Annotated in this window: 8 protein-coding genes; 5 read left to right on the top strand and 3 right to left on the bottom strand. The window is 46.7% G+C overall.

Features of this window, described 5'->3' with window-relative positions; all coding sequences use genetic code 11:
• Window positions 1-6: 6 nt before the first annotated feature.
• On the top strand, window positions 7-3,810 hold the full coding sequence (locus tag NG792_RS02510; RefSeq protein WP_261234398.1) for a CHAT domain-containing protein: 3,804 nt from the start codon (window positions 7-9) through the stop codon (window positions 3,808-3,810).
• Between the two features lie 10 nt (window positions 3,811-3,820).
• Window positions 3,821-4,153 (top strand): hypothetical protein, encoded by a 333-nt coding sequence (locus NG792_RS02505; protein WP_261234397.1) that lies wholly within the window; start codon window positions 3,821-3,823, stop codon window positions 4,151-4,153.
• Window positions 4,154-4,212: 59 nt separating this feature from the next.
• Here the strand turns inward: NG792_RS02505 and NG792_RS02500 are convergent, their stop codons facing one another.
• Window positions 4,213-5,055: a DUF4351 domain-containing protein gene (locus NG792_RS02500; protein ID WP_261234396.1), complete on the bottom strand. Its 843-nt coding sequence runs from the start codon at window positions 5,053-5,055 to the stop codon at window positions 4,213-4,215.
• A 146-nt stretch (window positions 5,056-5,201) separates the two neighbouring features.
• Here NG792_RS02500 and NG792_RS02495 point away from each other — a divergent pair, with 146 nt between their 5' ends.
• Entirely contained in the window at window positions 5,202-6,698 is a 1,497-nt protein-coding gene (locus NG792_RS02495) for a hypothetical protein (protein WP_261234395.1), read from the top strand.
• A gap of 230 nt (window positions 6,699-6,928) precedes the next feature.
• On the opposite strand, the gene NG792_RS02490 is transcribed toward NG792_RS02495, so the two are convergent.
• Together NG792_RS02490 and NG792_RS02485 are read right to left on the bottom strand one after the other, a co-directional pair.
• On the bottom strand, window positions 6,929-8,434 hold the full coding sequence (locus tag NG792_RS02490; protein WP_261234394.1) for a coiled-coil domain-containing protein: 1,506 nt from the start codon (window positions 8,432-8,434) through the stop codon (window positions 6,929-6,931).
• Between the two features lie 115 nt (window positions 8,435-8,549).
• Window positions 8,550-11,234 carry an AAA family ATPase gene (locus NG792_RS02485; RefSeq protein WP_261234393.1) on the bottom strand — a complete coding sequence of 895 codons (2,685 nt, stop codon included), beginning with the start codon at window positions 11,232-11,234 and terminating at the stop codon, window positions 8,550-8,552.
• 339 nt (window positions 11,235-11,573) lie between these two features.
• Between NG792_RS02485 and NG792_RS02480 the strand changes: the two genes are divergently transcribed.
• Both NG792_RS02480 and NG792_RS02475 read left to right on the top strand, forming a co-directional pair.
• A complete protein-coding gene (locus tag NG792_RS02480; RefSeq protein ID WP_261234392.1) occupies window positions 11,574-12,536 on the top strand; it encodes a metal ABC transporter solute-binding protein, Zn/Mn family in 963 nt (320 codons plus the stop codon).
• 5 nt (window positions 12,537-12,541) lie between these two features.
• Complete coding sequence (locus tag NG792_RS02475) at window positions 12,542-13,372, top strand: metal ABC transporter ATP-binding protein (protein ID WP_261234391.1); 831 nt, start codon at window positions 12,542-12,544, stop codon at window positions 13,370-13,372.
• Window positions 13,373-13,426: the final 54 nt, after the last annotated feature.

Below are 13,426 nucleotides of genomic sequence, written 5' to 3'. Positions count from 1 at the left end.
AAAACAATGATTGAACGTTTCAACGATAAAGCCATCAAAGTCATGCTCCTAGCACAAGAAGAAGCCCGACGCCTAGGTCATAACTTTGTGGGAACAGAACAAATTCTTTTAGGATTAATTGGCGAAGGCACAGGAGTTGCTGCTCAGATTTTTGCAGAACAAGATATTAAGCTGAAAGCTGCTCGTCAAGAAGTTGAAAGAATAATTGGTCGTGGTTCTGGGGCAGTGACAGTACAGATTTCTTTTACGTCTGACGTTAAACAATTAGTAGAATTTGCAGCCCAAGAAGCTCAAAGATTGGGTAGTGATAAAATCAGGACAGAACATCTACTATTGGGTTTATTACAAGGCAAAGATCCTCTCGCAATTCGGGTTTTAGAAAACCTAAATATTCAACCTTCCAAGCTGCAAACTGCTCTCCTAAGAAGAGATGAACAACGAGTCCAGGCTTATCTCTCTCTGATTCAACAACTCCTCACCTGTCCGAGTGGGGAGGAAAACAATATCCTCAACCAATCCATAGAATTGGTGGATGCGGAGTTTGTGCAGGTCTGTGAACAGGAGGCGGCGCAGTTGCAGGAGGCGGGACAAGACAATCAGGCGCAGTTTTTGCGGAATGTGGCGCAGGAGATGACGGCGTTTTTAGGCCGGGGGAAAACCCTGGGTAACGCCACCCCGGAAGAGTATTTACAGTTTTTGATGGAAGTGCTGCAAGCCACATCCGATAGCAACGGTAATTCAACAGCGGTTTTCCCCCTCTTCAGGCAGAACTTAGATAAATTAGACTTGAACTTAGCCCAGATATTAACAGATTGGGCAAGGGATAAATTTTCTAAAATTGAAATCGAAGAAGCCGCAGGCATTGCCGCAGATATTGTCAATTTTACCAATTTAATTCAACAATTTCCCCGAGGTCGTCGGGCAGATAACTTAGAAATCGCCATCGCAGCCTGTCAAATCACCTTAGAAGTTTATACCCGTGAGGCTTTTCCCTATGCCTGGGCAACGACGCAAAATAATCTGGGTAATGCCTACTTATACCGCATCAAAGGGGAACGGGCTGATAACCTGGAAAAGGCGATCGCTGCCTATCAACTCGCTTTAAAAGTTCATACTCATGACGCTTTTCCCGAAGAATGGGCAAGGACTCAAAATAATGTGGGTGAAGCCTACCGTAACCGCATCAAAGGGGAACGGGCTAATAACCTAGAACAGGCGATCGCTGCCTATCAACTCGCCTTAGGCGTTAGAACCCGTGAGGCTTTTCCCGAACAATGGGCAGCGACTCAAAATAATCTGGCTGCTGCCTACTATAACCGCATCAAAGGGGAACAGGCTGATAACCTGGAAAAGGCGATCGCTGCCTATCAAGTCGCCTTAGAAGTTTATACCCGTGACGCTTTTCCCGAACAATGGGCAACTATTCACAATAATCTGGGTAGTGCCTACCGTAACCGAATCAAAGGGGAACGGGCTGATAATTTGGAAAAGGCGATCTCTACCTATCAACTAGCCTTATGCGTTAGAACCCGTGAGGCTTTTCCCGAACAATGGGCAGCGACTCAAAATAATCTGGCTACTGCCTACCGTAACCGCATCAAAGGGGAACGGGCTGATAACCTGGAAAAGGCGATCGCGGCATTAGAACTTGCCTTAGAACTTTATACCCATGACGCTTTTCCCGAAAAATGGGCTCTGACTCAAAATAATCTGGGTAATGCCTACCGTAACTGCATCAAAGGGAAACGGGCTGATAACCTGGAAAAAGCGCTCGCTGCCTATCAACTCGCATTAGCGGTTTATACCCGTGAGGCTTTTCCCGAAAAATGGGCAAGGACTCAAAATAATCTAGCGAGTGCCTACCGTAACCGCATCAAAGGGGAACGGGCTGATAACCTGGAAAAGGCGATCGCGGCATTAGAACTTGCCTTAGAAGTTTATACCCATGACGCTTTTCCCTACGAATGGGCGCTGACTCAAAATAATCTGGCTATTGTTTATAGTGACCGCATCCAAGGGGAACGGGATGATAACCTGGAAAAGGCGATCGCTGCCTATCAACTCGCATTAGAAGTTAGAACCCGTAAGGCTTTTCCCGAAGACCATGTTGAAACCTTATGTAACCTCGGTGTTACCTACCAACAGCAATCTCAACATTACACCAACGACCCCAAAAAGAAACACAAGACTCTCGAAAATGCTTACAATACCTTTGACCAGGCACTAGATGCGGTGGAATACCTGCGCGGGGAGATTATCTCTGGAGATGAAGCTAAACGGAAACTGAATGAAAAATGGACTGGACCTTATATTGGTATGGTAGAAGTTTGCCTAGAATTGAGCAGATACCAGGATGCCATTGAATATGCCGATCGCAGCAAAGCCCGCAACCTAACAGAACTCATCGCCACCCGTGACGCATACCCAGGCGGAGAAATTCCCGTCGAAGTCCGCCAACGTTTGCAAGAACTGCGTCAAGCTATTTCTGAAGAAGACCGCCGCCTCAAACAAGACCCCAACCCAGACTATACCCATATCAGTCAACTGCGGGACGAATTCCAAGCCAAATATCCCTATAAACCGTTGAATTTCTCGGAGATTCAATCTCTCCTTGACAATGAAACCGTCATCCTACAATGGTTTGTCTTGCAGGACAAATTCCTCACCTTCACCCTCACCAAACAAACCCTTAACCTCTGGACATCTTCCCAGGAAGACCGACAAAACCTCACCGACTGGACAGTTTCCTATATTGACGACTATATCGATAACAACAGCCAATGGAGAGAAGACCTCACCCAACGCCTAGAAACCCTGGTTCAAATCCTGCATCTGGATGAAATCCTGCAAAACCTGTGGGAAAAATTCCCCAACTGCAAAAAACTCATCCTCATCCCTCACCTCTTCCTGCACCTGTTCCCCCTCCATGCTTTACCTGTTGCCGCAGGAGAGAATCAGCGTCAAACCCTACAGGAACTCTTCCCCAAGGGAGTGAATTATGCGCCCAACTGCCAAGTGTTGAAACAAGCCAAAAAACGCATCAACCAACGTCCCGACTTTAACCAACTCTTTGCCATCCAAAACCCCACCCAAGACCTCGACTTTACCGATATCGAAGTCGCCGCCATTCAATCTCTATTTAACCCCCACCAAGTCCTCAAACATGACCAAGCGGAAAAAGCCGCGATTCTCGATGGGGATAAGTTGAAAAATGCCCACTGCACTCACTTCTCCTGTCACGGCTATTTCAACTTTGAAGATGCCCTCAAATCCGCCCTAATTCTGGCTAAGAGCGAATTTACCCCACCGCCACCCCATGAGGACCAAAGCCGTTATATTCCCCTCCAAAATGGCAATCTCCTCGACTTGGGGAAATGCCTGACTATCGAAGATATCTTACGCCTCGACCTCACCCATTGCCGTCTCGTCACCCTCTCCGCTTGCGAAACCGGCATCACTGACTTCACCTCCACCAGTGATGAATATATCGGGTTACCCAGTGGGTTTATTTTGGCCGGTTCCCCCAATGTCGTCTGTTCCCTGTGGACGGTGAATGATTTATCCACCGCCTTGCTGATGATTCGCTTTTACCAAAATGTCAAACAGGGTGAAACCGTTACCCTGGCGCTGAAACAGGCCCAAATCTGGTTGCGGGATGCGACGGCGGAAATGTTGCAGCAGTGGTCGAGTCAGCTCAACTTACGCTCTACCTATCGGCAACAGCTTCGCCGTTTTAGTATAATGGAGGCAACGGCTAAACCCTTTGCCTCGCCTTATTACTGGGCGGGATTTTGTGCTATTGGTGCTTAGGAGCAAAATCATGTCACTGGAAGACCAAATTATGCAAAACTTTCTAACTTTGGTAGAAACCCAACCGCCTTTATTTGCGGACTGCCAAGGGGAATTGGAACAATTGTGCAAGAGTTTGCCGGAGGATAAGGAAGAAATGTCCGATGCGATCGCTGATTGGTGTGAATCTCGCACAACGATCCGCGATGCAATGGATGCCATGTCTGGGAATATTATTTCTGATTACTCCAAAGCCCCCGGAATCCACGGCAATGCACCCCCGCCACCGGACCCCAAAGCCTACCGAGACATCCTGGAAAATGCCATCCGTCGCATCCAGTCACCGCCTAAGCAAACCCCATAAGCGAACAAAATATTCCCTGATGGGGTTGGGGCAATTTTTTCAATTGCCCCAATTGGACTTTAATGAGAATCCAGCCACTGCTGTAAATCCGCCAAGTTGGTAAAGTCTAATAACGCTTCACTCAACTCCTGTAATTGCGGCTTACTTAAAGACTGAATTCGCGACTCAATCTCCGGATTAAGCGGCCCACAAAAGCGATGAAGCAGGCGCAAAATTACCGCCAATTCCCCTTGTTTTTCGCCCTGCTCTAATCCTTGGGCGATTCCCTTTTGCAGAATGTCTTGATAGACTACAGATTCTTGCATAACTTCCTCCCTGAACATGGTGGATATTAACTGTTTGTCAAACCGCAACCCCGCTAAAATTTGAGTGCAGGCTGCAATTTCCTGTCGCAGGTCTGTATCCTGTATTTTACCCACTTCTTGAGCCACTTGACTCAAGAGTTCCGTGGGGTTCTGGGTGGCGCATAAAACGGCCAGTGGCAGTAAGGCATTATTCTCCAGTAAAGGTTCGGGGGATTCTTCCCATAACCGAATGACCTGATATCGGTGGTGGGTGAATTCGGTCCGAAATTCGGTCTCGAATACCGCCTGATTACTGGTGGGAACTAGCCAAATCAAGACTTGTCTGACGGGCAGTTCATATTCCCACTGTAACCGAATGGAATAGCTGCACATCCGGATCGGCATCGGCCTATTTTGCGGAACTCTCGTTTGAAATTCTAAATGCTGAATTTCGGGACCGCTTTTTAGGAAAATAACTGAATCCGCCCGAATCGGTTCGACGGAGAGTTCAGTTTTTAAGATTTCAACCGGGGTCGTAATGGGTTGTCTGAAGGCCCAGGATGCCATTTGTGGGGCATATTTTTCTGCCCAATATTTTAGCAGGTTGTCATAACACATGGTTGGTATAAATGTATGGTCTGGGTATCCTCTTTCTGAGGACCAGAAAACTCTCGGGGGGTGACTCTCCCTCCTGATTTCAAATTTTACTAGAAAACCTGAGAAAATGCTATCATTTGTATCTATTGGCTGCCCCAGGAAACCGTATGATCGAACAATTGTCGGGAGAATTGCTCCACTACCCCAAACTTAGCTTATATGCCTTCCACCTCTGTCATGATATGGCATTGGCGGAAGGGGAACGGGTGGAAGATGCTGATGTGATCTGGCAGCGATTCGAGGAATTCGGAGAGTCGCTGGATATCCTAGCCCTCAAGACCTGTCGTCAATGGTTAAATATTCCGGAACAGCAGGCAACGATCGCGTTTCGAGAACTCCTCTCGGAGGAACTCGATCGCTGTTTGAGCTTCCCCTTTCCCGAGGTAGAGGGTAAATCGGATACTCCTCGGCGCAATGGGGAACTCTACGCGGTCCAACTTCATGATACTTATGTGGCTGACCTCACGTTTCGCTATCCGGGAACGGTCTCCGTGGCGGAACTCACTCACCTCAACCCCGAGGGAATGCTGCTGCCCGATCGCATTTCTGCTTCCATCGGCCAAACGTTGGTCCTGTTTGCCAAAGCTGTCATCGCCGAAGAATCCCCCTCCCTTGCCACCCTCCGGGACTTAGCCGATCGCTGTTTACAAGCCTTACTCACAAACGCTCCCCTCCCTGTTCTACCCTCCTATCGTGCCCAAGGCAAACTGTTAGGCAGTCCCATTTTTGAATATGACAATGATGCAGAAAATCCGGCACAATCCTGTCACATTCTGATTTGGTTAGACTGTCATCCCGATACCGCCACACTCGAAGCCTCTGGAGACTACTATCACCCCCTAATGGATTTGCTTTGTTATCGCAGCAAAATCCGCTTCAGCTATCACCAAGCCCGGACTCGCTATCGAGACTGTCGCCAACTTTATCACCAGTTAGAAACCCTGATGAAGGGGTTACAAACTTTGCCGGAAGATACGGCTGAAAAATTAACGGTTTTGCAGGACTCTCTCCTCAAAATAAACCCCCAAGCCTTTACCTATGCCAGTCATATCCGGGATATGGAGGACCAGCGCACCACGATGATTACAAATTTAAAGAATTATACCACAAAGCTGGAAGCTTTAACAACGAATATTGACGGAGAACAAGAGTTCAGGTTTTTCCAAGCCTTTAGCCATGAATGCCGGTCGAAATTCTTAAGACAAATTAACACGGACCTGAATTATTTAAGGCCAGGAAATGCCCTATTCGGCCACTGTATTGCCACTATGCGCGGCATTGTCGAGGTGGAACAAGCCAAGATGAATAACAAGCAGCAGCAAACCAATCAAGACTTGCAAAACGAGATTCAAGCGGTGGGTGTGGGAATTGCTGCTGGGGCGATCGTCGCTTCAAATTCGGCGTTAATATTTCAACCTTGGAAGCGGGAAAGGGAGATTTTTGAGTTTTCTTTTTCCTGGCCTTTTGTGGGGTTTATTATTGCTTTAGTTATCAGTGTGTTCTGTTCCGTGGGGGCCTGGTATTGGGCAAAAGAGGGGATTAAACAGGGGCGATTTCCCTTCCGGGACGCTAGGGAAAGGCCATCAAAAAAACTGAAACGGTGAAGGGGGTGGATATAAAACCTCTTGCAATATAGTGGATTGATTTCCCTAACCCCCCTTAAAAACGTCAATCGGCTTTTTAGAATGTTGCAAACAGTCTTTATAAATGAAGATATTTGATATCAAATCCGGGTATCAAAGCTTAAAATTTTCCTGCAGTGAAGTGGGGAAGGACCGGAAATTACCTTGTCCCTCCCGTGAAAAAAAAGCGGCAATTTTTGTTGTAAACTCCTTTAAAAAGAGGGATTTTTCGGTTTAGTTTGACGGTGTTTTACTTGTTCAATATCCCGATATTCCGCTTGAGGTTGTTCATAGCATTGGGTTTGGCCTTGCAATTCTAATCCGGATTCTTCATGAAGGGCATTAAAAATTCCCTCGGCTCGTTGCCGGAGTTGTTCTTCATCTAATAGCCGATCGCTGAAGGCATTGATGGAAATATTATTCGCTCCTAATTCTTTTTCCGGCGTAATCACGGTGACCACTTCTTCCCCAGCAATATTTTTGACTTTGACGACATAAGCATTCCGATAGTCTGCGCCTTCGTAGCTGGCATCGGTATTAGGATCGGCGAGTTGATAGCCGTAAGATTCCAACATTTCTACGACATTATCGGCAATTTCTGCCCGCATTTGGGAGAGAATAACTTGCATTTTGGCTTGGTGAGCAATGTCGGCTAGTTCCGGACGGAGGGCTTCGATTTGTTGGGCTAATTCCTGAATTTGTTGGGTGGTTAGGGTGGATTGACCTTCGGTGAGTTCTTGGTGAAATTTATCGAGCTTTTGATGATAAGCACTTAACCGTCCATCTGTCCAATAATCCACTTCTTCCTGAAAGGTTTCGACTGCACCCCCAGCTTCTCCTAGTTCAATTTCGATTTGACGATGGGCTTGCACTTCGCTGATTAAGCTGCGTAAATCCTCTAAAGTTGTGGTATAATAAAGTAACCATTCTTGTTCTTTTTGTTCGAGCTGAAGGCGCAAATCTGCGAGTTTGAGATAGGTGTCTTGAGAGGTGGCGATCGCCGCTTCAAAAACCCCAGCAGCTAAGTTTTGTTTTGCTAACTCTAAATTGCGCCGTAAGTCAGCCAGTTGATTCGGAGCAAAGCGCTGGTGTTGGTAATCGCGGTCGATTTGCTGCCAGATTTGTTCCACATCGGTGAGCAGTTCTTGTGCCAATTTGGCTTTAGATAGTCGTTCCTGTTCGAGACTGTCAAATACCCGGTCAATTTGCTGTTGTAGCATCTGTTGTCCCGTTTCCCTCGCTTGCCGTTCTTCCTCCAGGAGTTCGGAGAATTTCTGATTGAGTTGTTGATTAAGGGTGAGATATTCTTGCCGTTGGTCAGCAGTAATGCGAAGATATTCAGTACGCTGTTTTTCAAAACCGGCTCTCATGGCAGAAGTGAGCCGATCGCCTTCTTGAAGGAGTGCCTGTTGTTGTCGCACCTCGGATTCGCGCACCGCTTGCTGAAAGTCTTCGCGCTGTATTCGCAATCGCTGTTGGGTCTCACGTTCCAGGGTCCCCAGGTTACTCCGCAGGCGTTGTGCCTCTTGTTCCTGCTGTTTCGCACGCTGTTCTAAGGGAAGGAGGCGTTGCTGCATTTCTCGATTCGCCTCTGCGCGCATCCGATTCAGGCGATCGGGTAGGTCTTGTTGCACCGATCGCAGTCGGCTATCCTGTTCCTGTAATCGCCGTAAGTCGGCTTCACTAATACTCACATAGCGTTCTTTTCTACCACTCATCTTGCTCTCCGGTTATTTAGCATTATTTTAACGAGAAGAATCCCCTAGGAAATCTTCTTTTTAGGTCTATAAAGCATTTTATAGCAAGTCTAAATTTTTGGATAATTAATTTAAATTAATCCAAGTTAAATGGCGGTAAATCGTGTTTAGCAAAGGTAATCATTGCTTCCCCTTCGAGGTTGTCGCGGATGAGGCGGACCTGCTGTAATTGGACCATTGCCTCAAACAGATTGCGGACATCTCGTCCATTGCCAAAGTTGCGATCGCGCATCTTGTACATTTGATTGAGTCGTTCTAATACTGCTTGTTGGACCTCCGGAGGACAACGGTAAGGGGGTTTAGAAGTCCGGCAATAAGATAGGAAAATTTCTAGCATTTCCTCCCCAGTATAGTCTGGAAATTCGATGATTTTGGCGATGCGGGACTGCAATCCTGGATTGGTGGCTAAAAAGGCTTGCATGGGTTGGGTATAACCGGCAAAAATTACCACCAGGCGATCGCGATAATTTTCCAGCATGGGGACGAGGGTATCTACCGCTTCTTGACCATAATCCTGTCCCCCTCCCCGAGGTGATGCGAGTGCATAAGCTTCATCAATAAACAAAATTCCATCTAGGGCTTCTTCTACTTTAGCCCGGGTTTTTGGGGCAGTTTGTCCCACATATTCAGCTACCAATGAATCCCGGGGTTTATCAACTTTAATCAGTTGGCCTCTTTTGAGAATTCCCAAGGCTTTAAAAATTGCTCCCACCAGTTCCGCTACAGTAGTTTTTCCAGTTCCGGGATTGCCTAAAAATACCAGATGGCGCGTGATGCGATCGTCGGTTTCATATCCCGCTTGTCGCAATCGTTGCTTTGCCTGTTCACTGGCGACTAATTCCTGCATGGCAGCTTTAACTGAACTTAACCCAATCATGGCATCCAGTTGCTTGAGTAACCCTTCTAATGTTGCCTGATCTCGTCGTCCAGAACCGGCAGCAAGGGCAGCAAAATCTAAAGGAGGTTGTTCCCAATTACCCGGAACAAGCTGCATTTTTTCCCCTTCTACCCTCAAATATGCTTGGTTAATATTCTGGCTTTGTAACTCAAGCAAATCATCGGTAAATAAGTCAGAAATGGCTTCATTAACTCCTCGTCCTCCATAGTTTTGTGCCGGTTCATAAGTGGCGTGGACTAAAGCGGTTAATGCAGGAGCATCGACAACAACTTCAATGTGATATCGGTCCTGAGCAAACCGTTTCATTAACCGGAAAATCATTTCAGTCTGTTCCGCAATTCCCAAGCGAATGAGGGGAATCACTTTATCAATTCGCCCGATAAATTCTGGGGGCAGATAGCCGGTTTTTTGTAAGATTTCCTTAGCCAGATTCGGCGCTTCAGTAATCGCTTCACTGGCTAAATTTGTGGTCAATAAACAAATTGTATCTTTGGGTGAAATCACCGTTCCATTCACATCACTGACGCGCCCTTCATCAAAAAATGCTAACAGTTGTCGCCAGATAGACTCATGCGCTTTTTCAATTTCATCAAATAACAAAATGCACCGTTGCTGATTCCGTCGCAAGGTATTGGATAACCATCCTCCCTGTTCTGAACCAACATATCCTAGGGGACTGCCAAACAGATTGGAAACTTTATGTTCTTCTCCATATTCTCCCATGTCGCACCGTTCCAACGGAGTTCCGAGGGCTGAGGCGAGGGCTTTACTCAGTTCGGTTTTGCCTGTTCCTGTGGGTCCGGGTAACAAAATAACTAAGGGTTTAGGGCTTTTTTGGGCGGCGATTTTGCCCCGGACTAATTTAACCAGAGTGGCGATCGCCTCGGAATGTCCTATCACTTTTTGCCCCAGTTTTTCGGTCAATTCTGCCGCTGTCGGTAGGGGCATTGTCTGCGTCCATTTTTCTCGCTCTGCCTGTTTTAAGGAAAATTTTGAAGCAGATAGAAACCGATCATACCAATATTTTAAAGATTTAGATTCTTGGGCTAAAGCTCTGTTTAATTGTTCAAAATCGTTCCAGGCAATTTTTACTTGATTTTGTAACCGAAAGCGGTGGATTAAGTTACCGATTTCCGAAGGAGTAGGAGTCCCTACATTGCAAATATTAACTTGATTTTGAGAACGTTCACGATTCAGCAATAAATTGCTTAAAAATGTCAGACCAATCTGCTGGCAAAATGATTGGAGTTCGGAATAAGTATCTTGATGGAAAATAAACACACATAAATTTGGATTGGTCGGCAATAACCGCGACCATTCCACAATTGCACCATCCAGTTGCCGCAATAGCTCAAATCGCCGCAAATCTTCGGGATTCGCAAAAACAATGGCGGAGGATTGGCTCGTATCTTCCATAAAATTTTGCAACAAAGGCAGCACATCGCGGTCCTGCATTCGTTGGGGACAATTTTTGGGGGTCGAGGGGTGAGAAGGGGGGAGGGATGGAAGGGGAGTTTCCTGGGTTTGCTGGGAGTCTTTTTTGCCTAAAAATCGCTTTTTTCGTCCCAAAGGACCGGGGGTAACTTTGATTTCAGTTTGACCCTGAACCGGGGAGGGATGGGGAGGGCGTAACAAGGCGCGATCGCGAGAGTCTGTATCCAGAAAATACAGTTTACGATTGCCGGAATAAAAGGCAATTCGCTGATATCCTTGAGCTTTGAGATAGCGATACAATACCTGTTCGATGTCTTGGAGAATCAAATCCTCACTACAAAATGAATCACTCGTATTTGCTCCATACAAAAGCAGAAAGCGATCTCCGGTTGCCTCCCGTATTCCCTGGGTAATCCGCTCAATTGTCACGCTGGTTGTCCTCTCTTGATATTCCCTACTATCTCTATACTGGAAAATGTCTCTGCTCAATCCATCATTTTGATGGAACTCCCCTAATAACACAGATTTTTGCTATTTTTGTGTACCCTTTGCATCTTGCTCCCTAGGCGAATACGCAGCCAGATATAAGTGCGATCGCGAGTGCGATCAAGCGGGGTAACTCATGAGTCCGGAAACCTCTATATTTTCAGTCTGCAATTTGAGAGAGGGCACTGGCCCCTACCTGGCTCGGGAACTGGTTGGTCAGAATGAGACTTATTCTCGTATAATAGGTAAAATCAGACTCGTTATTGAAAGTCCCTTGAACTGATGGTGATTCCTAGACTGTTGAGCCGATCGCTCATCCCACTGCTGCTGTTGCCGATGGCGATCGCCTGTCGTGAACCCGTTGCACAGACGGAGACTGACAGGCAACTTGCTGTATCCGATACCCCCTCCCTGAATGTTGTCGCCACGTTTTTGCCGATGTATTGGTTTACTCGCGCAGTGACGGGGGATACCGCACAGGTGCAAGTGTTGATTCCTCCGGGAAGCGATGTCCATGAGTATCAAGCTAGACCCGCCGATGTCCAAGCGATCGCCACTGCCAATATTTTAGTCAAAAATGGTCTCGGTTTAGAGGAATTTCTCGAAAATACCATTACTAATGCTAATAATCCCAACTTGCAAGAAATTAATGCCAGTGCAGGGATTCAACCTTTAAAGGATAATACCCCCGTTGTGAAAGCGGTGGATAACAATCATGAAGATGAGCATGAGCATGGTGATGGAAATCCTCATGTTTGGCTTGATCCCCTATTAGCTCAACAACAAGTTACCACGATTCGAGATGGTTTAATCGCCGCAGATCCAGCGAATAAATCTATTTATGAAGCCAATGCCGCCGCTTATCTTCAACAATTACAACAACTGGATGAAGAGTTTCGGCAGACCTTATCTCAATATCCCAATTGTACCTTTATTACCTTTCATGATGCCTATCCTTATATAGCCAATCGATACAATTTACAGCAAGTTGCCGTTGTTTCTGTCCCCGATGCTAGTCTGTCTCCCCAAGACCTCCAAAAAACAGTGCAAGCGGTTCAGGAGTATCAAGCGAAGGCACTCTTTTCAGAACCGGACGTGGAAAATCGAGTATTGAAAACCCTGGCAACGGATCTCAATCTACCTTTGTATGAAATTGACTCTTTAGAATCGGGACCCCTCGACCCCCAACATTATTTGACCGCGATGCGCGAAAATTTAGAAACGATTGCAAATGCTTGTCGGTAACTACTATGAGAATGGGTGAAGCGTGGGATGGTAATCGCCGGGAATTAGATGCAGCTTTTAACCGAGATTACTCCATTGTTAAGATAAAAAATCTAAGCGTTTATAGAGGTAATTATACGGCATTGCGAGATGTTTCCTTTGAATTAAAAGCGGGAACTAATGTAGCCGTGGTTGGGCCAAATGGGGCGGGGAAAAGCACCTTGGTGCAAGCGATTTTAGGGTTAATTCCCCGCAGTTCGGGCCAGGTGGAAATCATGGGAAAGCCTTTAGAAAAGCTGGGACGGTTGCGATCGCATCTCGGTTATATTCCCCAGAATTTTCTATTCGATCGCACCTTTCCCATTTCCGTTCGCGAAGTTGTGGGTTTGGGATGGCAACAACGGGAACCCTTTTCCCTCTCGCGAATCAAGCGCTTTCCTTGGCAGTCTAACCCGGAAAAAGAAACGGCAGTCCTGTCAGCATTGCGGCGAGTGGATGCCTTGCATTTGCGCGATCGCGCAGTCGGTGCTCTGAGTGGGGGACAATTAAAGCGGGTATTACTCGCCTATTGTTTAGTCTTGTCTCGCCAATTACTAATTTTAGATGAGGCATTAGCGGGAGTTGATGTTCAGGGAGAGGCTGATTTTTACAACTTGTTAAATGAGTTAAAAACTGAACAAAATTGGACGGTGTTGCAGGTATCCCATGACCTCAATATGGTCAGTCGCCATTGCGATCGCGTAATTTGTTTAAATCAAACCCTAGTCTGTAGCGGTGCACCGGATATTGCCTTAGCGCCTCAAAATTTGTTAGCGACTTATGGACCCGCTTTTGCTCACTATCATCATGATCATTGAGGGGATGGGGAGGATGGGGGAGATGGGGAGGATGGGGGAGATGGGGAGGATGGG

Origin of the sequence: Laspinema olomoucense D3b, from assembly GCF_025370785.1 — a bacterium.
Lineage (GTDB): Bacteria > Cyanobacteriota > Cyanobacteriia > Cyanobacteriales > Laspinemataceae > Laspinema > Laspinema olomoucense.
The sequence above is the reverse complement of the archived record's forward strand: the minus strand, read 5'-3'. Positions and strand labels throughout refer to the sequence as shown.

Bases quoted from the DNA above. Each gene is read 5' to 3' on its own strand.
- NG792_RS02510 (WP_261234398.1), top strand. From the start codon at position 7: ATGATTGAACGTTTCAACGATAAAGCCATCAAAGTCATGCTCCTAGCA.
- NG792_RS02505 (WP_261234397.1), top strand. From the start codon at position 3,821: ATGTCACTGGAAGACCAAATTATGCAAAACTTTCTAACTTTGGTAGAA.
- NG792_RS02500 (WP_261234396.1), bottom strand. From the start codon at position 5,055: ATGTGTTATGACAACCTGCTAAAATATTGGGCAGAAAAATATGCCCCA.
- NG792_RS02495 (WP_261234395.1), top strand. From the start codon at position 5,202: ATGATCGAACAATTGTCGGGAGAATTGCTCCACTACCCCAAACTTAGC.
- NG792_RS02490 (WP_261234394.1), bottom strand. From the start codon at position 8,434: ATGAGTGGTAGAAAAGAACGCTATGTGAGTATTAGTGAAGCCGACTTA.
- NG792_RS02480 (WP_261234392.1), top strand. From the start codon at position 11,574: ATGGTGATTCCTAGACTGTTGAGCCGATCGCTCATCCCACTGCTGCTG.
- NG792_RS02475 (WP_261234391.1), top strand. From the start codon at position 12,542: ATGAGAATGGGTGAAGCGTGGGATGGTAATCGCCGGGAATTAGATGCA.